Origin of the sequence: Actinacidiphila alni, assembly GCF_900112845.1 — a bacterium.
Lineage (GTDB): Bacteria > Actinomycetota > Actinomycetes > Streptomycetales > Streptomycetaceae > Actinacidiphila > Actinacidiphila alni.
The window spans coordinates 1-22,864 of sequence record NZ_FONG01000033.1 but is presented as its reverse complement, the minus strand read 5'-3'; the positions used below and the strand labels follow the sequence as shown (position 1 = coordinate 22,864).

Here is a 22,864-nt window from a genome sequence, read left to right as displayed (position 1 = left end):
CTCCGTGACGTGGTGAGGGGCGGCGCTCCGCGCGGACGCGAAGTGCCGCCCCCCGCCGAGGGACGTCAGCGGTGCGTGCGCAGCAGCGTGCGGAAGGTCCGCATCGCCACCGACAGGCTCGCCAGGTCGAACTCCTCCGCGCCCTGGATCTCCTCCAGGGTGGTGCGGGCGCGGCCGATCAGGCCCGCGTTCTGCTCCTCCCACGCCTTGTAGCGCTGCTCGGGGCTGGAGCCCTCGCCGCCGGCCGTCAGCACATCGGCGGTGAGCGCCGCGTGCGCCGCGAAGAGGTCCTCGCGGATCGCCGCGCGGGCCATCGACTGCCAGCGGTCCGCGCGCGGCAGCAGGATGATCCGGTCCAGCAGCTGGGTGATCGACAGCCGGTCGGCGAGGTCGAAGTAGACCTCGGCGACGTCCAGTGGCTCCTTGCCGGTGCGGTCCGCGACATCGACGATGTCCAGCGCCGGGAAGACCGAGGAGAAGCCGGCGACCCGGGTGGCCAGCTCCTCCGGCACTCCCGCGCCGGTCAGTTCGTCGTGCAGCGACCCGTACCAGTCGGCGTCGGCGCCGCGCAGCAGCTTCGGCAGGTGCGACCAGACCGCCGCGACGCCCTCGCCGAAGAACTCGATGGTCTCGGCGATCTGCAGCGGCTGGATGCGGTTGTTGAGCAGCCAGCGGGTGCCGCGCTCGACCAGCCGCCGCGAGTGCAGCCTGATCCGGGTCTGCACATCGGCCGCCACCACGTTGTCCAGCGACTCCACCGCGTCCCAGATCCCGGCGAGGCCGAAGATGGCGCGCGCGGCGGTGTGCGCCCGCACGATCTCCTCGGTGGTCGCGCCGATCTCCTCGCGGAAGCGGTGCAGGAAGGTGGTGCCGCCGGAGTTGACCGTGTCGTTGACCAGGACGGTGGTGATGATCTCGCGGTGCAGCGCGTGCGTGTCGATCTGCCGCTCGAACCGCTCCCGCAGCGGCACGGGGAAGTACGCGTGCAGCAGCGAGCGCAGATACGGGTCGTCGGGCAGTTCGGTGTGGACCAGTTCCTCGGCCGTGGTGATCTTGGCGTAGGCGAGGATCACCGCCAGCTCGGGCTGGGTCAGGCCCTGCCCGGCCGCCAGCCGTTCGCGGATCTGCCGGTCCGACGGCAGGAATTCCAGCGCCCGGTCCAGGTGGCCGTCGCGCACCAGGCGGCGGATGAACCGCTGGTGGGCGTGGAGCAGGCTGGGCGCCTGCGCCATGCTGTTGGCGAGCGACACATTCTGCGCGTAGTTGTTGCGCAGCACCAGGTCGCCGACCTCGTGCGTCATCTCCGCGAGCAGCGCGTTGCGCTGCTTGACGGTCATGTCGCCCTCGGCGACGACGCTGTTGAGCAGGATCTTGATGTTGACCTCGTGGTCGGAGGCGTCCACACCGGCGCTGTTGTCGATCGCGTCGGAGTTGATCCGGCCGCCGGTCCCGTCGGGGCCGCCGTGCAGGGCGAATTCGATCCGGCCGAGCTGGGTGAAGCCCAGATTGCCGCCCTCGCCCACGACCTTGACCCGCAACTGCGAACCGTCGATGCGGATCGCGTCGTTGGCCTTGTCCCCGACGTCCGCCTGCGACTCGGTGGACGCCTTGACGTAGGTGCCGATGCCGCCGTTCCACAGCAGGTCCACCGGGGCCTGGAGGATCGCCTTCATCAGCTCGGCTGGGGTGATCTTCGCGGTGGCCGTCTCGATGCCGAGCGCCTTGCGGATCTGCGCGTTGAGCGGGATCGCCTTCGCGGTGCGCGGGAAGATCCCGCCGCCGGACGACAGCAGGGAGACGTCGTAGTCGGCCCAGCTGCTGCGCGGCAGTTCGAACAGCCGGCGCCGTTCGGCGTAGGAGGTGGCCGCGTCCGGCTTCGGGTCGAGGAAGATGTGCCGGTGGTCGAAGGCCGCGACCAGCCGGATGTGCTCCGACAGCAGCATGCCGTTGCCGAACACGTCGCCGGACATGTCGCCGATGCCGACGACGGTGAAGTCCTCCTCCTGCGTGTTGACGCCCATTTCGCGGAAGTGCCGCTTCACCGACTCCCAGGCGCCGCTGGAGGTGATGGCCATCTTCTTGTGGTCGTAGCCGACCGAACCGCCGGAGGCGAAGGCGTCACCGAGCCAGAACCCGTAGGAGACGGCGACCTCGTTGGCGATGTCGGAGAACGACGCGGTGCCCTTGTCGGCGGCGACCACCAGATAGGTGTCGTCCTCGTCGTGCCGCACCACATCGGTGGGCGGTACGACCTCGCCGCCGACCAGATTGTCGGTGATGTCGAGCAGCCCGGAGATGAAGGTCTTGTAGGAGGCGATGCCCTCGGCCAGCCACGCGTCCCGGTCGACGGCCGGGTCCGGCAGCCGCTTGCCGACGAAGCCGCCCTTGGCGCCGACCGGCACGATGACGGTGTTCTTCACCATCTGCGCCTTGACCAGGCCGAGGACCTCGGTGCGGAAGTCCTCGCGCCGGTCGGACCAGCGCAGGCCGCCGCGGGCGACCTTGCCGAAGCGCAGGTGCACGCCCTCCACGCGCGGCGAGTAGACCCAGATCTCGTACGCCGGGCGGGGCGCGGGCAGTTCGGGGATCGCCTGCGGGTCGAACTTCATCGACAGGTATTCGTGCGGCTGCCCGCTCTCGGCGCGCTGGAAGTAATTGGTGCGCAGCGTCGCCTTGATGAGGGTGAGGAAGGCCCGCAGGATGCGGTCCTCGTCCAGGCTGGCGACCTGGTCGAGGGCGCCGTCCAGCTCCTCAAGCAGCCCGTCGGTCAGCTCGCTGCCGGCCCGCTGGTGGTCGGGCGAGAAACGGGCCTGGAAGAGATTGACCAGCAGCCGGGTGGTGTGGACGTTCGTACGGAGGGTGTCCTCCATGTAGTCCTGGCTGAAGGTGGACCCGGCCTGCCGCAGGTACTTGGCGTAGGCACGCAGCACCATCGCCTCGCGCCAGTCCAGACCGGCGCGCAGCACCAGGGAGTTGAAGCCGTCGTTCTCCGCCTGCCCGGTCCAGGTGGCGGCGAAGGCGGCCTGGAAACGCTCGCGGGCGTCGTCGCCGAGGTCGCCGAGGCTGCTGTCCAGCCGCAGCCCGAAGTCGTAGACCCAGGCGCGGGACTGGTCGGCGCGGCGCAGCTCGTACGGCCGCTCGTCGACCACCTCGACGCCGAGCCGCTGGAGCACCGGCAGCACGGCGGACAGCGAGACGGGCGCGCCGGTGCGGTAGATCTTGAAGCGGCGCTCGTCGGGGGCGCCGCCGACCGGCTCGTACAGGCTGAGGGTGAAGTCGTCCTCGCCCAGGCCGTCGATGTGCTGGAGGTCGGCGACGGCCACGCGCGGCGCGAAGTCGGCGCGGTAGCCGTCGGGGAACGCCTGCCCGTAGCAGCGCAGCAGTTCGGCCGCGCGCTCCTCGCCGCACTCGGCGGTCAGCGCCTCGGCGAAGCCGTCGGCCCAGGAACGGGTGGCGTCCGACAGCCGGTTCTCGATCCGCTCCACATCGGCGTCGGTGAGGTCGGGCAGCGGCACGCCCGGCTCGACCCGGATCACGAAGTGCAGCCGGGACAGCACCGATTCGGTGTTCCAGGCGGTGAAGTCGGCGCTGTGGCCGCCCAGTTCGTCCTGGAGGATGTTGGTCAGCCGCAGCCGTACCGCCGTGGTGTAGCGGTCGCGCGGCAGATAGACCAGCGCCGAGTAGTAGCGCCCGTACTCGTCCTGCCGCAGGAACAGCCGCAGTTTGCGCCGCTCCTGGAGGTACAGCACGCTCGTGGCGATGGACCGCAGCTCGTCGGCGGGCGTCTGGAACAGCTCGTCGCGCGGATACGTCTCCAGGATCTGCAGCAGGTCGCGGCCGTCGTGGCTGTGCGCGGTGAAGCCGGCGCCGTCGAGCACCTCCTCGACCTTGCGGCGGATCACCGGCACCCGGCGGATCGACTCGGTGTACGCGGCGGACGAGAACAGGCCGAGGAAGCGCCGCTCGCCGACCACATTGCCCTCGGCGTCGAACTTCTTCACCCCGACGTAGTCCAGATACGACGGACGGTGCACCGTGGAGCGGCTGTTGGCCTTGGTGAGGATCAGCAGATTGTGCTCGCGGGCCTTGGCGCGGGCGTCGGCGGGCAGCCGGCTGAAGGACGGCGAGCCGGGGTGCCCGGGGTGACCCGGGTGGGTGCTGTCGGCGCCGGGGTGCAGCGGGTCGGAGCGCAGGATGCCCAGGCCCGTGCCGGGGACGGCGGCCAGCACGTCCTCGGTGCTGCCGTCCGGCTCGGTCTCGGCGATCAGTTCGTACTCGCGGTAGCCGAGGAAGGTGAAGTGGTCGTCATTGAGCCAGCGCAGCAACTCGACGGCCTCGCCGACCTCCTGCCCGGACAGCGGCGGCGGGGTCGCCGTCAGCTCCTCGGCGATCCGCTGCGCGGCCTCGCGCATCTTCGTCCAGTCCTCGACGGACTCGCGCACGTCGGACAGCACCCGGCGCAGGTCGGCGCCGATCTCCTTGAGGTCGGCGCGGTCGGTCTCGCGGTCGATCTCGACGTGGATCCACGACTCGACGAGCACGTCGTGCGGGAGGCTGCCGTCCTCGGGACCGCAGCCGTTGCCGACGACCTCCAGCAGCTTGCCGGTCACGTCGCGGCGGACCAGGAACTGCGGGTGGAAGACGACGTGGATGGCCCGATTGGCCTGGGTGAGCGCGTTGGTGACCGAGTCGACGAGGAAGGGCATGTCGTCGGTGACGACCTCGACGATGCTGTGGCTGGACTGCCAGCCGTTCTCCTCGACCGTGGGGGTGTGCACCCGGACGTTGGCCGTGCCCTGGGGCCGGTTCTCCGCCAGCCGGTAGTGCGATACCGCCGCGCCGAAGACGTCGACCGGATCACGGCCGCTCAGGTCCTCGGGTGCGCTGTGCAGGTAGTAACCCCGGAGAAACGCCGTCAGCGCTTCTGGGCCGAGGCCGTGGCCGGGTAGTCCCCCCGCCTGGCTGTTCTCAGCGACCTTGGCTGCTCGTTCCAGCAGTTCGGCCTTGGCTTCGTCCAGCTTGGTCTGCATGTCCTCTGACTCCTGTCGCGCGCCATTGCGTGACGTCGGGTGATGGCAGGTCGTCACGTGACGCGGGGTTTCCGCTACGGGACGACGCTATGCCTGTTCGGGGGTCGGCCGTGCCCGTACGCACGCGGTGCCCCCTGGTGGACGGATCAACGGTGATCACGCGGCAAGGCTATCGCCCGCTCCGGGGTGCCTGTCAGGAGACGTCTTCGTACAAATGCACTGCACATCTTTGGACCGAACGGACAGGTCCGTCCGGCGCGCGGCGGCCATCTGTCCGGTGGGCGGGGGGCATCCGTCAGGTGCGCGGCGGATCTCCGTCCGGGGTCAGCCCGCTATTCGCTCGGCCTGCGCGACGGCCTCGGCGAGGGTGTCGACCACCGGCACCCCGGCGCTCTCCAGGCTGGCCCGGCTGTGCGAACCGCCGGTGTAGAGCACGGCGTGCGCGCCGACATGGTCGGCGGCGACCGCGTCGTCCAGGGCGTCGCCGATCACCACGACCCGGGACGGATCGGCGCCCGCGCCCTCCAGCGCGGCGAGGTGGCGGGCCATCTGCTCGGCCTTGCCCGCGCTGGACGGGCCGGTGCGGCCGTCCACCCGGACGAAGTGCTCGATGATGCCGTGCGAGGTGACCACCGGCAGCAGTTCGGCGTGCGGGGCGAGCGAGCACAGCGACTGCGTCAGGCCCGCGGCCCGGCGCGCGGCCAGCAGATCGGCGGCGCCGTCGGTGAGGCCGCAGCGCTCGGCCAGTGTCCAGTAGTGCCGGTGGAAGGAGGCGTCGAGCACCTCCCACTCGGCGTCGGTGGGCAGCCGTCCCATCAGCCGCTCGTAGAAGCGCGGCACGGGCACGCAGTACAGCTCCTGGTAGCGCTCCAGGGTGATCGGGGCCATGCCCAGCTCGGCGAAGGAGGCGTTGGTCGCCTCGATCACCGCGTGGATGTCGTGGAACAGCGTGCCGTTCCAGTCCCACACCAGGTGCGGCCCCTTGGCGCCGACGAATTGCGTGCTCATTCCACGAACCGTACTCGGGGGGTGTGACAGCCCGGTGCCCGAGGGTGGCCGGGCGGGGGGTTCGGATTCAGCCGATCAGGTCGATCAGGTGCGGGATCTCCTGCGTGGCGTACCAGAGCAGGTCGTGGTCCTCGGCGCCGTCCACCGTGAACTGCGCGTCGTCGTCGCCCATGTCGGCCGCGCCGACCGCCGCCGCGGCGGCGGTCACATCGGGCTCCGCCTCGTCGGCGTCCGCGTGCACCGCGGCCGTCTTCGCCAGCGGCACGGCGCGCGAGAGCCGGACCTCGCCGAGCGAGCCGGGGTCCAGGCCGTGGTCCGGGTCGTACGCGACGGCCGCGTCGTCCACGTCCACCGCGACGACGACCCGGCGGCGGGCGGTGTCCGGGTGGACGGCCAGCAGCCGCAGCGACGCCTGGGCGGCGCGATTGAGCGCCGCGTACTCCAGTTCCTCGATGTCGTCCGAGACGTACCACTCGCGCAGGCTCGGCGTCACCGCGTAGGCGTCCAGCGGCGCGGGCCCCAGCTCGCCCGCCTTGTACGCCTCGGCCAGCCCCGCCAGGGTCGTTGGAATGTAGACGCGCATGGCGTGAAGCATACGGCCGCCACCACGCGAATAGGTGAATTCGTGGCGCCCCGCCACGGGCCGGGTCCGCGCTTGCCGAGGGCTTCCCGGCCGCCCTAGAACCGCCCTGTCACCGCCCTACCCGCCAGTAGCGATCACGGCCCGGCCGGTCCCTACCGACCGGCCCCGACCGGTCCCGCCCGACCGACCCGATCGCCCCGGCCCGACCGACCCCGACCGATCCGACCGACAGGACGCCCCCGTGCAGACGACGCCGCAGCAGCCGCCCGCATCCGCTCTCGTGTCCGCCCCCGCATCCCCGCCCACAGCCGGGCCCGCCGCCGCGCCGGGTCCCGCTCCCGCCCCAGCCCGTCGCCGGGCCCCTGCGGGCCGCGGGGCGCCGCCGGGACGCAGGGACAGCCGCCGTCCCGCGGGGCGGCCCGGCGGGCGCCCAGGGGCCGTGGCGCGGCCCCTGCCGCGACCGCCCGCGCCGCACGTGTGGTTCGCCGGGCGGCTGCTCGACGTGCTCACCGGCCGCCGCCCGCTGACCTCGCTCGCCGGGCGGGTCAGGGACGAGGCGTATCAGCGGCTGTGGGAGCTGCACGCCGCCCGCGCCGACTGGCGGCGGCGGGTCCGCGGCCGTACCCCGTACGTGTACCGCTGCCGCTGCTTCCGCACCGCGGACGGCGCCCTGGAGGTCGCCGCCGTCGTCGCCCTGGACCAGGACGTCTTCCGCGCCCTGGCCTTCCGCCTGGAGCCCGCCGCCCCGGACGGCCCGGCCGCGACCGCGCCCGACTGGCGCTGCACCGCGGTGCAGGCCCGATGAGGCCGCGGGCCGTGGCCGGCCGCCCGGAAACGGCCGCGGGGCCGGACCCGGCGGAAAACCGGGCCCGGCCCCGCGGGCCGAACGTCGTCAAGCGCGCCGCACGGCGTTACTTCTTGCGGCGCCGACCGCCCTTGGCGGCCTTGCGACGCTCCGCGCGGGTCTGGCCGTCACCGGAGCCGGCGACCGTACCGTCGGCCGCGTCGACACCCGCGAAGTCGCCCTCGACGACACCGCCCTCGCCGTCCACCGACGGCGCGGAGAAGTGCAGCCGGTCGACCCGCTTGGGGGCCTCAAGGCCCTTGGCACGGATCTCCGGGCGGGCGTCCTTGACCAGCGAGGGCGCCGCGTCCTGCGGGGCCTCGGCGACGGCGACGGCGTCCACCGGGACCTCCTCGACCTGCTGCTCGACCTGCACCTCCAGGTTGAACAGGTAGCCGACGGACTCCTCCTTGATGCCGTCCATCATGGCGCCGAACATGTCGAAGCCCTCGCGCTGGTACTCCACCAGCGGGTCGCGCTGCGCCATTGCGCGCAGCCCGATGCCCTCCTGGAGGTAGTCCATCTCGTAGAGGTGCTCACGCCACTTGCGGTCCAGCACCGACAGCACCACGCGCCGCTCCAGCTCGCGCATGATGTCCTCGGTGAGCGTCTTCTCGCGCTCCGCGTACTGCTCGTGGATGTCGTCCTTGACGGACTCCGCGATGAATTCGGCGGTGATCCCGGCCCGGTCGCCGGCCGCGTCCTCCAGCTCCTCGATGGTGACCTTCGCCGGGTAGAGCTGCTTGAAGGCGCCCCACAGCCGGTCCAGGTCCCAGTCCTCGGCGAAGCCCTCCTTGGTCTCCGCGTCGATGTACGCGTCGATGGTGTCGTCCATGAAGTGCTGCACCTGCTCGTGCAGGTCCTCGCCCTCCAGGACGCGGCGGCGCTCGCCGTAGATGACCTCGCGCTGCCGGTTGAGCACCTCGTCGTACTTCAGGACGTTCTTGCGGATCTCGAAGTTCTGCTGCTCGACCTGCGACTGGGCGGAGGCGATCGCCCGGGTGACCATCTTGTTCTCGATCGGCACGTCGTCGGGCACATTGGCCATCGCCATGACGCGCTCGACCATCTGCGCCTTGAACAGCCTCATCAGGTCGTCGCCGAGGGAGAGGTAGAAGCGGGACTCGCCGGGGTCGCCCTGACGTCCTGACCGGCCGCGCAGCTGGTTGTCGATGCGGCGCGACTCGTGCCGCTCGGTGCCCAGCACGTAGAGCCCGCCGAGGTCGACGACCTCTTCGTGCTCGGCCTTGACCGCCTGCTCGGCGCGCTCCAGGGCGTCCGGCAGCGCCGCCGCCCACTCCTCGACGTGCTCGACCGGGTCGAGGCCGCGCTGGCGCAGCTCCGCCTCGGCGAGGTCGTCGGGGTTGCCGCCGAGCTTGATGTCGGTGCCGCGGCCGGCCATGTTGGTGGCGACGGTGACGGCGCCCTTGCGGCCCGCCTGGGCGACGATCGACGCCTCACGGTCGTGCTGCTTGGCGTTGAGCACCTCGTGCGGCACACCGCGCTTGGACAGCTGGGCCGACAGGTATTCGGACTTCTCGACGGAGACGGTGCCGACCAGGACCGGCTGGCCCTTCTCGTGCTTCTCGACGATGTCCTCGACGACGGCGGTGAACTTCGCCTCTTCGGTCCGGTAGATCAGGTCGGGCTTGTCCATCCGGGCCAGCGGGCGGTTGGTCGGGATCGGGACGACGCCGAGCTTGTAGATCTGGTGGAATTCGGCGGCCTCGGTCATGGCCGTACCGGTCATGCCGGAGAGCTTGTCGTACAGGCGGAAGAAGTTCTGCAGGGTGATCGTGGCGAGCGTCTGGTTCTCGTCCTTGATGTCCACCCCTTCCTTCGCCTCGATCGCCTGGTGCATGCCCTCGTTGTAGCGGCGGCCGGCGAGGATACGGCCGGTGTGCTCGTCGACGATCATGACCTCGCCGTCGATGACGACGTAGTCCTTGTCGTTCTTGTACAGCTCCTTGGCCTTGATGGCGTTGTTCAGGTAGCCGACCAGGGGGGTGTTCACCGACTCGTAGAGGTTGTCGATGCCCAGCCAGTCCTCGACCTTGGAGACACCGGACTCGTGGATGGCGACGGTGCGCTTCTTCTCGTCCACGTCGTAGTCGCCGGTCTCCTCCTTGCCGAGGCTGCCGGCCTCGCCGCGGTTGAGCCGCCGCACCAGGCGGGCGAAGTCGCTGTACCACTTGGTGGCCTGGTCGGCCGGGCCGGAGATGATCAGCGGCGTACGGGCCTCGTCCACCAGGATCGAGTCGACCTCGTCGACGATCGCGAAGTTGTGGCCGCGCTGCACCAACTCGTCCTTCGACCACGCCATGTTGTCGCGCAGGTAGTCGAAGCCGAATTCGTTGTTGGTGCCGTACGTGATGTCGCAGGCGTACATGGCGCGGCGCTCGGCGGGCGACATGTTCGCCAGGATGCAGCCGACCTCGAGGCCGAGGAATTTGTGGACGCGGCCCATCCACTCCGAGTCGCGCTCGGCCAGGTAGTCGTTGACCGTGATCAGGTGGACGCCCTTGCCGGAGATCCCGTTCAGGTACGCGGGCAGCGTGCCGACCAGGGTCTTGCCCTCGCCGGTGCGCATCTCGGCGACGTAGCCGAGGTGCAGGGCGGCGCCGCCCATGATCTGGACGTCGTAGTGACGCTGTCCGAGCACGCGCTTGGCGGCCTCACGGACGGTGGCGAACGCCTCGGGCAGCAGGTCGTCGAGGGACTCGCCCTCCTCGTACCGCTCCTTGTACTCGTCGGTGAGGGCCCGCAGCTCGGCATCGGTGAGGTTGACGAAGTCCTCTTCGATGGAATTGACCTGGTCCGCGATGCGGTGCAGCTTGCGCAGGATCTTGCCTTCGCCTGCACGCATGAGCTTGTTGAAGACGGACACGTAGGCTGGCTCCTTGCCGGTCGGGCCTGGCGCGGGTGCCCCGCACCGGGCACAGCGGGGTTTGATCTGCCGGTGTTCGCCGATGACTGTCTGCCGTGGGCTGTCAGCCGATAGGTCCGCTGCAACGGCCATCGTAAGCGAGGAGACCAGCGGGCCGGGAGGCCCCGAGGTGGCAAAACGGTTTTCCACAGGAGTCGGCCGTCCCGGATACTTCGGCCATGGAGCCCATTACCCTCACCACCGAGCGGCTGCGGCTGCGTCCCCTGGAGCCCGGGGACGCCGACGCGGTGGTCGCGGCCTGCCAGGATCCGGACATTCCGCGCTGGACGGCGGTCCCGTCGCCGTACACGCACGAGCACGCGGCGGACTTCATCGGGCGGATCAGCGCGGACGGCTGGCGCGAGGAGAATCTCCTCAATTTCGGCGTCTTCACGCTTGACGGTGGCGCGCTGGTCAGCTCGATGGGCCTGATGCGCTTCGGCGGCAGCGGTGGCCTGGCCGGGCCCGAGCGGCAGGCCGAGCTGGGGTTCTGGACGGCCAAGGAGCAGCGCCGCAAGGGCTACACCGCCGAGGCCGCCCGCGCCGTCTGCGCCTGGGGCTTCGAGACGCTCGGCCTGGAGCGGATCGAGTGGTACGCGGAGGCCGGCAACGAGGGCTCGCGCGCGGTCGCGCTGTCCGTCGGCTTCGTCATGGAGGGCACGGTGCGGTCCAAGATCGTGCAGAACGGCACCCGGCGCGACGCCTGGAGCGCCTCGCTGCTGCCGTCGGACTGGGGCCGCGCGAGCAAGACCCCGTACACGCCGTACGGGGCGTCCGAGGCGTAGCTCCGCCGCTGTTCTCGCAGGCCGGGGCCGGTACGAAGGTGGCGCGGGTCCGGTGCGGGAGCGATGCGGGTCCGGTGCGGGGCCGGTGCGGGAGCGGTGTCAGGGGCCGCTGTCAGTGGTCGGTCCTACGCTGTGCGGCATGACACCGCTGCCCCCTCCTCAGCTCTCCCTGTCCGCCGACGAAGCCCGCAGGATCGCCCTGCGCGCGCAGGGTTTCCTCGGCGCTCCCGACCGGCGGGCGGGGACGCGCGGAGTGCTGCGCTCGCTGGGCGCGGTGCAGCTCGACACGATCTCGGTGCTAGCCCGCTCGCACGAGCTGATCCCGTACGCGCGGCTGGGCGCGGTCGGCCGTACGGAGGTGGAGGAGGCGTACTGGTCCGGCGACCACGCCTTCGAGTACTGGTCGCACGCCGCCTGCATCCTGCCGATCGAGGAGTGGCCGCACTTCGCCTTCCGGCGCCGGGCCCGGCGGGCGCGCGGCCACCGCTGGCACGTGATGGAGGACGCCGAGCGCTCGTGCGCCGCCGTGCTCGACCGGCTCAAGGCGGACGGGCCGCTCACTTCCACCCAGCTCGGCGGCGCGAAGAACGGTGGCCCGTGGTGGGACTGGTCGGAGACCAAGATCGCGGTGGAGTGGCTGCTGGACACCGGTGAGGTGGTCTGCACCCGGCGGCGCGGCTGGAAGCGGATCTACGACCTGGCCGAGCGGGCGGTGCCGGACGCGCTGCTGCACGACGACCTGGACGACGCTGAGTGCATGCGGCGGCTGGTGGCGCAGGCGGGCGCGGCGATGGGGGTGGCCACCCGGGCGGACCTCGCGGACTACCACCGGCTCAAGGGCGAGCAGGTGACGGCGGTGATCGAGGGTACGGGCCTGGTGCCGGTCGAGGTCGAGGGCTGGGGCAAGCCCGCGTGGGCCGATCCGGCGGCGCTGGAGAGCGTGCCGCGCGGCCGGCACCGTACGACGCTGCTGTCGCCGTTCGACTCACTGATCTGGGACCGGCCGCGCACCGAGCGGATCTTCGGCTTCACCCACCGGCTGGAGGCGTACACCCCCAAACCGAAGCGGATCCACGGCTACTTCGCGATGCCGCTGCTGGCCGGCGGGCAGCTGGTGGGCCGGGTGGATCCGGCGCGCGAGGGGAAGACTCTGGTGGCGCGGCAGGTCACGCTGGACGGCCCGAAGGCCGTGCAGCCCGCCGCGGACGCCATCGCGGAGGCGGCGGGCTGGGTGGGCTGCGAGCAGGCCCGGGTGGAGCGGGTCCTTCCGGAGACCCTGCGCGCCCCGCTGGAGGCGGCGGTCAAGCTGACCCACGACCGCCGCTGACCCGTTGAACGCGGGGTCGGGGCCGGGCGGCCCGGGGGCGCGCCCGGCCCCGGCCCCGTCCGGACGAGCCGCCGTCGGCCGCTGTCAGCGGATTTCGAGGATCTTCTCGCGCATCGCGTAGACCACGGCCTCCATCCGGGAGTGCAGCTGCAGCTTCTCCAGGATGTTGCGCACATGGTTCTTCACGGTGTTCTCGCTGATGAAGAGTTCCTTGGCGATGTCCCGGTTGTTCAGCCCGGTGGCCACCAGCTTGAGGACTTCCAGCTCCCGGTCGGTGAGCTTGGGCGCGGGCACCAGCCGCCGCTCGTCGGTGCGCTGGATCATCGACTTGAACTCGGTCAGCAGTTTCGAGGCCATCGACGGGCTGATCTGCGACTGGCCGTCGGCGACCGCGCGGATCGCGGTGGCCACCTCGTCGGTGGAGATCTCCTTGAGGAGATAGCCGGTCGCCCCGGCCTTGATCGCCTCGTAGAGGTCGGCCTCCTCATCGCTTATCGTCAGCATGATGATCTTGGCGCTGGGAGCGACCTCCTTGATCGAGGTGCACGCCTCGATCCCGCCGCGGCGCGGCATCCGCACATCCATCAGCACGATGTCCGGCAGCAGGTCGGCGGCCTTGTCCACGGCCTCCGCGCCGTCCCCCGCCTCCCCGATGACCTGGATGTCCTCCTCCTGCGCGAGCACGATCTCCAGGCCCCGTCTGAAGAGCGCGTGATCGTCGACCACCAGCACTCGGATGGGCTCCGCACGCACCGGACCGGCGGGTTCGTCGTACGGGATCGGACCGCCCTCGCCGGTGGTTCCGCGCTCAAAGCTCTCCGGCATCAGATCTTCCCCCTCAGACCAGAGTTGACCACTGGTCCAGCATTTCACGTCCGGGCGCGGTGGTGCCCCCGGGACCGCCCGGGGGCACCGTCACACGTGCCCGCGCGCCCGGCTCTCAGCGGCGCAGCGCCCCGCCCGCGCCCGCCGGTCCTTCCACGGTGCTCTCGTCGGAGTTGAGATGGATGACGCCGTAGTCGTAACCGTGCCTGCGGTACACGACGCTCGGCTGCTTGGTCTCGCTGTCCACGAACAGGTAGAAGTCGTGCCCGACCAGCTCCATCTCGTAGAGCGCCTGGTCGAGCGCCATCGGCGAGGCCGCGTGCGTCTTCTCCCTGACCACCAGCGGGCCCTCGCCCCGCACCTCCAGCGGGCCGAACTTCTTCGTGGGAACCCCGTCCGCTCCCGGCTCGTCGGCGGCAAGCGTCCCGTCGCCGTTGATGGTGGCCGCGTCCGGAACGGTGGCCGCCACCTCGGCCGCGGAGATCCGGCCGTTCCCGCGCCGGGTGTGCCGCTTGCTCGCGGCCTTGCGCAGCCGCGCCTCCAGCTTGGACACCGCGAGGTCGAGCGCCGCATACGGGTCGGCGGCGGCGGCCTCCGCCCGGACCACCGGGCCCCGGGTGTTGAGAGTGATCTCCACCCGGTCGGCGTGGTCCGCCTGACGGGGGTTGAGCTCCTTGGACACCTCGACGTCGAGGCTGATCACCTTGCCGTCGAGCTTCTGGATCTTGTCCAGCTTCTCGGCCACGTGCTTCCGGAACCGCTCGGGCACCTCGGTCTTGCGGCCCTTGACGACGATGTCCACGCAGAACTCCGTTCCCGGATCGCCCCGTTCTCCGGAGGCGATCCCTTTCGCTGAGGCCGGCCCGGGCGCACGTCCCGTCCGGCGCTGCGTCTGCTGCCGCTTCGCCTCCCGGGGCTGACCGGGGACCGCGAAGCCGCGGCTTTCACCTCCTCCTGCCCCACTGGGAAGATCAACACCCCACGGTGTCCGCTTCCCTCTCCCCCGAACATAGTCCCGGAGTGTGGAGGTCGGCATCCCCAGCGACGCCATACCCCCGTCCGAGTGAATATGCGCCGCTACTACCTGCAACGACGCGCATCCGAGTGGAGTTCCTCGTCGTGCGGCCCGGCCACCACCGCGGCCCCCGCCACCCGGCCTCCGGCCGCCTCCACCGCCCGCGCCGCCACGGTCAGTGAGGCTCCGGTGGTCATGAGGTCGTCCACCAGCACGACAGGCGCCGCGCACAGCAGCCCCGCCGCGCCGCCGGCGGCCGTCACCGCGCCCGCCAGATTGACCGGCCGTCCGGCCGCGCCGAGACCGGACTGGTCGGCCACCGGCCGCCGCTGGCGCAATGCGGCGACCGCCCTGGCGGGTGCCCCGCCCCGGCGCAGCTCCCGGGCGGCGGCCCGGGCGATCCGCGCGGTGGCGTCGTGGCCCCGCCGCGCCACCGCCCGCCGCGCGGAGGGCACCGGGACCAGCAGGACCGTGCCGGTGACGCCGACCCGCCGCACGGCCGCCGCCAGCGCCGTGCCGAGCGGTCCGGCCAGTCCCAGCGCACCCCGCTCCTTGTGCGCCAGCACCACCGCCCGCACCTCGTCCCCGTACCGGCCCGCGGCGTAGACCGGCGGCAGCCCCGGCGGCTCCGGCGTCGGACGTACGCGCCGCACCGGTACCGATCCGGCCGCCCCACCGATCAGTACCCGGCACCGCTCGCACAGTTCCGTCCGCGGACGCCCGCACCCGGCGCAGTCCACCGGCAGGACCAGTCCGGTGATCTCCTGCCACCAGCCCCGCATGACGTCCACTCTGCCCGGTTTCGCACCCCCGCCGCCAGCCCCTTCTCCCGGCCTGTGGATAACTTCCCGAAGCGCGCTGCGGGGGCAGGTCGGGCAGGGCAGACCAGGTGGACGGAGGTGTCCCGGCCGGGACAGACAGGACGCCCCCGGCCCAGGCCGGACCAGGGCGTCTCAGCCCGGGTACACCGGATCGTCGCCCTTCGGCTCCACCCGCTTGCCCGTGGAGTCCGGAGGCAGCCGGTAGACGCTGTGGTCGAACGAGGCCAGCAGCGGCCGAGACAGGTCCTCGGAAGCGGCCACCGACGCCGCCTGGCTGATCCCCTCGAAGGGTGTGGTCGCCCAGCCGTCGGTGTTCACGTACTGGATCTGCTCCGCACGGTCGGACTGGTTGTCGTCGAGCACCACCAGCCGGCTCGGGCCCGCCCAGGAGACGGACGTGACGCCCTCCCCCTCGGGAGTCAGCGTGCGCAGATCCTTCACCGCGAATTTCGGGTGCTGCTGCGTCCCGCTCCGCTCGATCCGCCCCAGCTTCAGCTTTCCGAGCCCGTCCTGCTGCACGAGCATCGCGATCCGGACCCCGTCCGAGGCCACCCGCAGCGCCTCGACACGGCCGGTCAGGCCCTCCACGGACACCGGAATCGGATCCCCGCCGCCGTTGCGCAGCACGACCACCCGGGGAGCGCTCGGATCGCGGTCGGCGACCCACAGATCGTCGAACCCGTCCCAGCTCGGCGCGCTCAGCCCGCCCTTGACCTTGCTGGTCAGCACCGGAGGGGCGAAAGGTCCGTCCTCGATCAGCGAGCCGACCACCAGCTGACGGCCGTTCTCGCGCACCCCTGCGGCGATCCGCTCGTCACGGCCGACCGCGACCGCCTCCAGGTTCGCCTTGGTCTCGCCGAACGGGCCGTTCACCGGCCTGGCCGACGTCGAGCCGGTCGAGGACAGTGCCAGCAGCCGGTGCGGCTGCGCCCCGATGTAGTACTGCCGCTCCGACGAACCGACGAGGTTCTGCGCGCCGTACGCCGCCGCCTGGTCCTTGCCCAGCGAGCAGACCGACCGCCCGTCGGCCGCCGCCAGGTCCACCGCGGCCAGCTTGGGCACGCTCTGGTCCTGCACCGTGGTGAAGAGCTGCGCCGCCAGCCGAGTGCAGCCCGGCTCCCCGCCGAGCCGCTGCGCGGTCGCGTCGAGCCGGACCTTCAGGTGTTGGGAGTCGTCGAGCGTCACACCGCGGTCGGCCGCCTTGTCGTAGAGCCGCACCCCCTTGGGCACGGCCGTGCTGACCACGGGCGCCAGCCACTTCGACGGCCCGCCCAGCAGTGTGCTGACGGTGGACACCACGGAGTCGCTCTGATTACGCAGGAACACCGGGTCGGCGACCAGCGTCTTGTCGGCTCCGCCCGCACGCTGCGTGTCCGGTCCGAGCGAGGCGAAGTAGTACATGTTGACCGGGTGGTAAATCCGGCTGAAGTCCTGCTGGGAGATCACCAGACCGTCATCGAGGTCGTCGATCCGCCACTCGTTGTTCTCCTTGACCAGGCGGAAGGAGGCGTCGTACGCGCCCGCCTCCGGCGTGTACGTGTGCTTGGCGTCGACCACTGCCGCCTTCGTACCGGTGAGGTCGACGATCACCGAGCTCTCCTTGCGGCCCGAGCCCGTGACCGACGCCTCCTTCGGCTGGGCCGAGGACGTCAGGACGGTGATCTTCGCCGTCGGGTCCCAGGTCTTCTGCAGCGCCTTGGTGAGGTACTTCTCGGCGGTCGCGAAATCGGTCTCGTCGCTGGTGGTGGCCTCCATGAAGCCGTTGACGATGTCCGACGCGCTCTCGCCGCGGTGCGGCGCGGACGGGAAGACCCGCACCTGCGAGTCCACGTCCGCGTGCTGCCCCTGGCCGACCTTGCGCACCTCACCGCTGCTGGGCATCGACGCACAGCCGGCCAGCAGCAATGCCGCGCCCACCACGCCCGGCCAGCTCCGCAGCAGGCGTGCCCTGCCCCCCACCGCACCCATCAGATGTCGTCCTCCCGGAACGGGTCCACACGCCCGTCAACACGGCCGTCGACACGGCCGTCCGCACGCCCGTCGACACGACCGTCCACCCGCATGTCACCGCGCATGTCTCCGCGCCCGTCCAGCCGCGTGTCGCCGCGGCCCTCCGTCCGTCCCACGACGCGCGCGCCGCTGCCGGGCAGCGCCGCAGGATCGGCCGACGGCGGCTGCGGCGCCGCGCCGGGCATCGGCGGGATCTGCGGCCCCGACGTCCCGCCATGACCGCGTCCCGCGTCGCCCGCGCTGCGCGGCACCGGCACGGCCGCCGCCACGGGCCTGGCCGGCAGCCCCGAGGAATTCAGCCCGCGGTTGCGCCGCGAGTCGTCCGGCTCCAGCGGTATCGGCGAACCGCGCAGGCTGTCGCCCGCGGTCCGCGGCAGCGTCATCCGGAACTGCGAGCCGCCGCCCGGCTCGCCCCACGCCTGGAGCCAGCCGCCGTGCAGCCGCGCGTCCTCCACCGCGATGGACAGGCCGAGGCCCGTCCCGCCGGTGGTACGCGCCCGCGCCGGGTCGGCGCGCCAGAAGCGGTTGAACACCCGGGTCGCCTCGCCGGGCTTCAGCCCGACACCGTAGTCCCGTACCGCGACGGCCACCGCGCCGTCGGCCGTCGCCAGCCGGACCACCACGTCCCGGCCGTCGCCGTGCTCGATCGCGTTGACCACCAGATTGCGCAGCACCCGCTCCACCCGCCGCGGGTCGACCTCCGCTATCACCGGCTGCGCGTCGCCGCGTATCGACACCCGGCTGCCCTTGCGCTCGGCCAGCGGCTCGGCGGCGTCCACCACCCGCCGGACGACATCGCGCAGGTCGATCGGCTCGGCCGCCAGCTCCGCGGCGCCCGCGTCGAACCGGCTGATCTCCAGCAGGTCGGACAGCAGCGACTCGAAGCGGTCCAGCTGGTTCTGCAGCAGCTCCGCGGAGCGCGCGGTCACCGGATCGAAGTCGGTCCGCGCGTCGTGGATGACGTCCGCCGCCATCCGTACCGTCGTCAGCGGGGTGCGCAGCTCGTGCGAGACGTCCGAGACGAAACGGCGCTGCATCCTCGACAGGTCCTCCAGCTGCTGGATCTTGACCTGGAGATTCTGCGCCATCTTGTTGAAGGACTCACCGAGGCGGGCGATGTCGTCCTCGCCCGACACCTGCATACGTTCCTGCAATCGGCCGGCCGCCAGCCGCTCCGCGATCCCGGCCGCCATCCGTACCGGCGTGACCACCTGCCGCGTCACCAGCCACGCGATGGCGCCGAGCAACACCACCACGAAGATGCCCGCCGTCGCCAGCGTGCCCTTGACCAGGCCGAGCGTCTTTGACTCCTGCCCGAACGGGAACAGGTAGTACAGCTGATACGGCTTGCCATTGATGTCGGTGAGCCGTTTGCCTATGGCCAGCGCGGGCTGCGGCGGCTTGCCGTCGTCCGTCACCACCGTCGTGTACTGCTTGAGCGCGCCGGTGTGCGTCTCCACCGAGTCACTGAGCGACTTGGGAATGCTGGCCTGCGGCAGCAGGCTGCCGGAGCTGCGCGGCCCGTGCGCGTTGACCGCGCCCTCCAGGCGGCTGTCGTCCGCGCCGGGGCTGAGCGTGGCGATCCAGTACACGCCGTTGCCGCCGCTGGAGAAGTACTGGACCAGCCGCGTCAGCCACGCCCCGGAGTCCTCGGGATTGCGCGGGCTGTTCGCGGCGGGCGCGTCAGTGTCGTTCTTGAACGCCATCTGCTGCGCGATCGAGAAACCGGTGGTCGCCTGATTCTCCGCAGCCTTCTCCTTGGCGTCGAGCAGGCCGTTCTTCACCTGCCCGATCACCACGAAGCCCAGCAGCAGCACCACGCCGACCGACATCAGCAGTGTGAAGGCGACCACCCGCAGCTGCAGATTGCGCCGCCACAGCCGTACCCCCGGCTGCAACGGCCGCCGTGCCCAGCGCACGAACGAGCGGAAAACCGGCTGCAGACCCCGCACAGGGTCCGCCAACCGGCTCTCCAGCCGCTCCCGCTCGTACGACGCGCACATCTCAGCCCGGCCCCGCCTTGTAACCGACACCGCGGACGGTCACCACGATCTCGGGGCGCTCCGGGTCCTGCTCCACCTTGGACCGCAGCCGCTGCACATGGACATTGACCAGCCGCGTATCGGCGGCGTGCCGGTAGCCCCAGACCTGCTCCAGCAGCACCTCCCGGGTGAATACCTGCCACGGCTTGCGGGCCAGCGCCACCAGCAGGTCGAACTCCAGCGGCGTCAGCGCTATCGGCTGCCCGTCCCGCTTCACGGAGTGCCCCGCCACGTCGATCACCAGATCGCCGATGGCGAGCTGCTCGGGCGTGGGCTCCTCGGCCCTGCGCAGCCGCGCCCTGACCCGGGCCACCAGTTCCTTCGGCTTGAACGGCTTGATCACATAGTCGTCCGCCCCCGACTCGAGCCCCACCACCACATCCACGGTGTCGCTCTTCGCCGTGAGCATCACGATCGGCACCCCGGACTCCGCCCGGATCTGCCGGCACACATCAATGCCGTCCCTCCCGGGCAGCATCAGGTCCAGGAGCACCAGATCCGGCTTGGTCTCCCGAAAAGCAGCCAGCGCCTTGTCACCGTCGGCACAGAACGACGGCTCAAAACCCTCTCCGCGCAGCACGATGCCCAGCATCTCTGACAGCGCGGTGTCGTCATCGACGACCAGGACTCGTCCCTTCATACCGACCATCATCCCATTTGCATATCGTTACCGGTGACCTTTGGTGATCGAGGTCACGTTTCGCGACCATTGTCCTTGGATGACCACAGATGCGCCCCCCGATCCCCCTGATCAGAGCTTCCCCATGGAGTCTACCGATTACACACAGTTACGATACTTTCTGCGGTGACCGGTGAGACCACACCGTTCTCCGTGATGATCGCAGTAATCAGCTCCGGAGGCGTCACGTCGAACGCGGGGTTGTAGGCCTGGGTGCCCAGCGGGGACGGTGCCAGGTCGGTCACTTCGCTGCCGGCGCGCTGCTCGACCTCGATCGCGTCGCCGTTCGGCGTGGCCAGGTCGATGGTCGTGGTCGGGGCCACGACGACGAAGGGGACGTGGTGGTAGCGGGCGAGCACCGCCAGCGGGTAGCTGCCGACCTTGTTGGCCGTGGAGCCGTCGGCGGCGATACGGTCCGCGCCGACCAGCACCGCGTCGACCTCGCCCGCCGTGAACAGGGACCCGGCCGCGTTGTCGGCGAGCAGCGTGTACGGCATCCCGGCCCGCGCGGCCTCGTACGCCGTCAACCGCGCGCCCTGGAGCAGCGGTCGGGTCTCGTCCACCCACAACCGCCGCAGTTCACCGGCCCGGTGCGCCGCGAGGACGACACCGAGCGCGGTGCCCTCGCCGCCGGACACCAGCGCGCCGGTGTTGCAGTGCGTCAGCAGCCGGTAGCCGCCGCCGGGCACCAACTCGGCGAGCAGCTGCGCGCCGTGGCGTGCCATCGCCGTACTGGCCGCCGCGTCCTCCGCGTGCAGCGCCCGCGCCTCCGCGAGCGCCACGGCGGCGCCCTGGTGGGGCGGGGCGTCCCGGAAAGCGGCAACCGCCCGGCGCACCCCGTACCCGAGGTTGACGGCGGTCGGCCGCGCGTGCGCCAGCAGGTCGGCGGCCTCGTTGACGTCGTAGCCGCGGGCCGCCGCCAGCGCTATGCCGTACGCACCGGCCAGCCCCAGCAGCGGGGCGCCGCGTACGGCGAGGGAACGTATCGCCTGCACCAGCGCCTGGACGTCGGTGCACACCAACTCGACCTCTTCGTGCGGAAGTCGGGTCTGGTCGAGCAGCACCAGCACAGGTCCCTCGGGCGGCTCCTCCCAGCGCAGTGCGGGGATGGCACTGGAGGCACCGCCGGCCTCATCGGTCACAGCTCGCGCGTTCTGATCACCCATCCGTCCAGTCTGCCCTGCCCGGCCCGATCCAAGGCAGCCCATGACACGATGGCGGCGGTTACCACAAATGAGCATCACGTGAAGGGCAGCCTCCGATGACCAACACTCCGGGCTGGGCCTCGCCCGGATCCTCCGACTCACCCGAGCCGGAGGACGGCGACAGCCCCGTTTCCCCCGCACCGCCCCCGAAGGACGACGACACCGCGGCCGATACGTCGGACGCGGCGCCCGATTCGGACCCGGCCGCCGAGAAGGGCCCGGACGATACGCCGCCACCGCCGCCCGGCGGCTGGTCGACACGGCAACCGCCCGCGGGCGAATGGCGGCACACCCCGCGGGACACCTCCCGCCCGCAGTCCCCGCCCGCTCCTTCCTCTCCGTCCTCTCCGTCCCAGCCTTCTCCGCCTCCGACAGGACCCGCCGGTACGGGGCAGGCTCCGGGAACCGGCTGGGGCCGGTGGGCACCGCCAACGCCGCCCGGCGGCAACACCGGACCGTCGGGCCCGCGCTGGGGCGCCAACGCCCCCGGCGCACAAGGCGGCTGGCAGCAGCACGGCCCCTGGTCCCGGCCCATGGCACCGAAGCCCGGCGTGATCCCGCTCCGGCCCCTCGGCGCGGGCGAGATCCTCGACGGCGCGCTGTCCGTACTCCGCCGTCACTGGCGGGCGCTCCTCGGCGTCACCTTCGTCGTCGCCCTGGTCACCCAGGGCCTCGGCGTCGTGATCGAAGGCAGCCTGCTCGACGACGACACCCGCCTGCAGAATCTCCGGGACGATCCCAACCCGAGCGTCGGCGAGATCATGCGCGCCGTCAGCGGCGCCTTCGCCAGCACGGGCCTGACGCTGCTCGTCGTCCTGATCGGCACGATCGCCGCGACGGCGATGGTCGCCGTGGTCGCAAGCCGCGCCGTCCTCGGCCGCAAAGTCACCGCCGGCGAGGCGTGGCGGGAGGCCCGGCCGCGCCTGCCGCAGATGCTCGGCCTCACCCTGCTGATCCCGCTGATCGCTGCGGGCATCCTGGCCGTCGCAGCACTGCCCGGCGCCCTGATCGCGCTGGCGGGTGCGGAGAGCGGTGGCGCCGCCCTCGCGTCCCTCGGCCTGCTCGGCGGTGCCGTTACGGCTGTCTGGCTGGTCGTCCAGTGGAGCCTGGCGGCGCCGGCGCTCATGCTCGAAAAGCAGGGCATCGTCCAGGCGATGAAGCGTTCGGCCAAGCTCGTACGGAACGCCTGGTGGCGGGTCCTCGGCGTCCAACTCCTCGCCGCCGTACTCGTCTACATCGCGTCGTCCATCGTCCAGGCCCCGTTTCTGCTCATCGCCCGCGGCGTCACCGGCGACAGCGTCGGCTCGTTCCTGTCGGGCGACAGCACTCCGGGCTGGACGTTCCTCTGTGTCGCGGGAATCGGCGCCGTCCTCGGCTCGATGCTCACGCTGCCGATCAGTTCCGGTGTTACCGCTCTGCTCTACATGGACCAGCGCATTCGCCGCGAGGGACTCGACATCGAGCTGCTGCGGGCGGCGGAAAAGGGCGAGTAAGCCGCAGCGGTGCCGACGCCCCGGATTCAGGGGCGCCGGCACCGTGCTGCCGCCGACCCCCACATAAAACGAAAGAGGCCCGGTCCCGGATCCCTGAAGATCCGAGGCCGGGCCTCTGACAATAATTGTTCGGCGGTGTCCTACTCTCCCACAGAGTCCCCTCTGCAGTACCATCGGCGCTGAAAGGCTTAGCTTCCGGGTTCGGAATGTAACCGGGCGTTTCCCTCACGCTATGACCACCGAAACACCATGAAACACACACCCGCCCCAA

General features: G+C 71.2%; 14 protein-coding genes, 1 rRNA gene and 1 pseudogene. 4 read left to right on the top strand and 12 right to left on the bottom strand.

Annotated elements, in window-relative coordinates:
* Positions 1–65: 65 nt before the first annotated feature.
* From BM076_RS33895 to BM076_RS33885, 3 genes are all read right to left on the bottom strand, one after another.
* On the bottom strand, positions 66–5,030 hold the full coding sequence (locus tag BM076_RS33895; protein WP_093717618.1) for an NAD-glutamate dehydrogenase: 4,965 nt from the start codon (positions 5,028–5,030) through the stop codon (positions 66–68).
* A 324-nt stretch (positions 5,031–5,354) separates the two neighbouring features.
* Complete coding sequence (locus BM076_RS33890; RefSeq protein WP_093717617.1) at positions 5,355–6,038, bottom strand: HAD family hydrolase; 684 nt, start codon at positions 6,036–6,038, stop codon at positions 5,355–5,357.
* A gap of 67 nt (positions 6,039–6,105) precedes the next feature.
* Positions 6,106–6,621, bottom strand: coding sequence for a DUF6912 family protein (locus BM076_RS33885; protein WP_093717646.1), 516 nt, complete (start codon positions 6,619–6,621; stop codon positions 6,106–6,108).
* Between the two features lie 439 nt (positions 6,622–7,060).
* Here BM076_RS33885 and BM076_RS33880 point away from each other — a divergent pair, with 439 nt between their 5' ends.
* On the top strand, positions 7,061–7,426 hold the full coding sequence (locus BM076_RS33880) for an Rv3235 family protein (RefSeq protein WP_177246749.1): 366 nt from the start codon (positions 7,061–7,063) through the stop codon (positions 7,424–7,426).
* A gap of 106 nt (positions 7,427–7,532) precedes the next feature.
* Here BM076_RS33880 and secA read toward each other — a convergent pair whose 3' ends face one another.
* Positions 7,533–10,352, bottom strand: coding sequence for a preprotein translocase subunit SecA (gene secA, locus BM076_RS33875; RefSeq protein WP_093717615.1), 2,820 nt, complete (start codon positions 10,350–10,352; stop codon positions 7,533–7,535).
* 218 nt (positions 10,353–10,570) lie between these two features.
* On the opposite strand from secA, the gene BM076_RS33870 reads away from it, so the two are divergent.
* Together BM076_RS33870 and BM076_RS33865 are read left to right on the top strand one after the other, a co-directional pair.
* The gene (locus BM076_RS33870; RefSeq protein WP_093717614.1) at positions 10,571–11,176 is read left to right on the top strand and encodes a GNAT family N-acetyltransferase; all 606 of its coding nucleotides are present in this window, start codon (positions 10,571–10,573) and stop codon (positions 11,174–11,176) included.
* A 139-nt stretch (positions 11,177–11,315) separates the two neighbouring features.
* Positions 11,316–12,503: a winged helix-turn-helix domain-containing protein gene (locus tag BM076_RS33865; protein ID WP_177246748.1), complete on the top strand. Its 1,188-nt coding sequence runs from the start codon at positions 11,316–11,318 to the stop codon at positions 12,501–12,503.
* Between the two features lie 84 nt (positions 12,504–12,587).
* On the opposite strand, the pseudogene BM076_RS33860 reads toward BM076_RS33865, so the two are convergent.
* The 7 genes and pseudogenes from BM076_RS33860 to mtnA form a co-directional block, all read right to left on the bottom strand.
* A pseudogene (locus BM076_RS33860) lies at positions 12,588–13,265 on the bottom strand (response regulator); the annotation flags it as partial.
* Positions 13,266–13,443: 178 nt separating this feature from the next.
* Positions 13,444–14,130, bottom strand: a complete 687-nt coding sequence (gene hpf, locus BM076_RS33855; protein WP_407640747.1) for a ribosome hibernation-promoting factor, HPF/YfiA family — start codon at positions 14,128–14,130, stop codon at positions 13,444–13,446.
* Positions 14,131–14,408: 278 nt separating this feature from the next.
* On the bottom strand, positions 14,409–15,125 hold the full coding sequence (locus BM076_RS33850; protein ID WP_093717612.1) for a ComF family protein: 717 nt from the start codon (positions 15,123–15,125) through the stop codon (positions 14,409–14,411).
* A gap of 171 nt (positions 15,126–15,296) precedes the next feature.
* Positions 15,297–17,132 carry an LpqB family beta-propeller domain-containing protein gene (locus BM076_RS33845; protein WP_093717611.1) on the bottom strand — a complete coding sequence of 612 codons (1,836 nt, stop codon included), beginning with the start codon at positions 17,130–17,132 and terminating at the stop codon, positions 15,297–15,299.
* A complete protein-coding gene (mtrB, locus tag BM076_RS33840; protein ID WP_093717610.1) occupies positions 17,132–19,177 on the bottom strand; it encodes an MtrAB system histidine kinase MtrB in 2,046 nt (681 codons plus the stop codon). The genes BM076_RS33845 and mtrB overlap by 1 nt, the downstream gene beginning before the upstream one ends.
* Before the next feature lies 1 nt (position 19,178).
* Positions 19,179–19,868: an MtrAB system response regulator MtrA gene (gene mtrA / locus BM076_RS33835; RefSeq protein ID WP_202452062.1), complete on the bottom strand. Its 690-nt coding sequence runs from the start codon at positions 19,866–19,868 to the stop codon at positions 19,179–19,181.
* A 119-nt stretch (positions 19,869–19,987) separates the two neighbouring features.
* A complete protein-coding gene (mtnA, locus tag BM076_RS33830; protein WP_093717609.1) occupies positions 19,988–21,061 on the bottom strand; it encodes an S-methyl-5-thioribose-1-phosphate isomerase in 1,074 nt (357 codons plus the stop codon).
* A gap of 572 nt (positions 21,062–21,633) precedes the next feature.
* Between mtnA and BM076_RS33825 the strand changes: the two genes are divergently transcribed.
* The gene (locus BM076_RS33825; protein ID WP_322937034.1) at positions 21,634–22,593 is read left to right on the top strand and encodes a hypothetical protein; all 960 of its coding nucleotides are present in this window, start codon (positions 21,634–21,636) and stop codon (positions 22,591–22,593) included.
* A gap of 127 nt (positions 22,594–22,720) precedes the next feature.
* On the opposite strand, the gene rrf is transcribed toward BM076_RS33825, so the two are convergent.
* A 5S ribosomal RNA gene (rrf, locus tag BM076_RS33820) occupies positions 22,721–22,837 on the bottom strand.
* Positions 22,838–22,864: the final 27 nt, after the last annotated feature.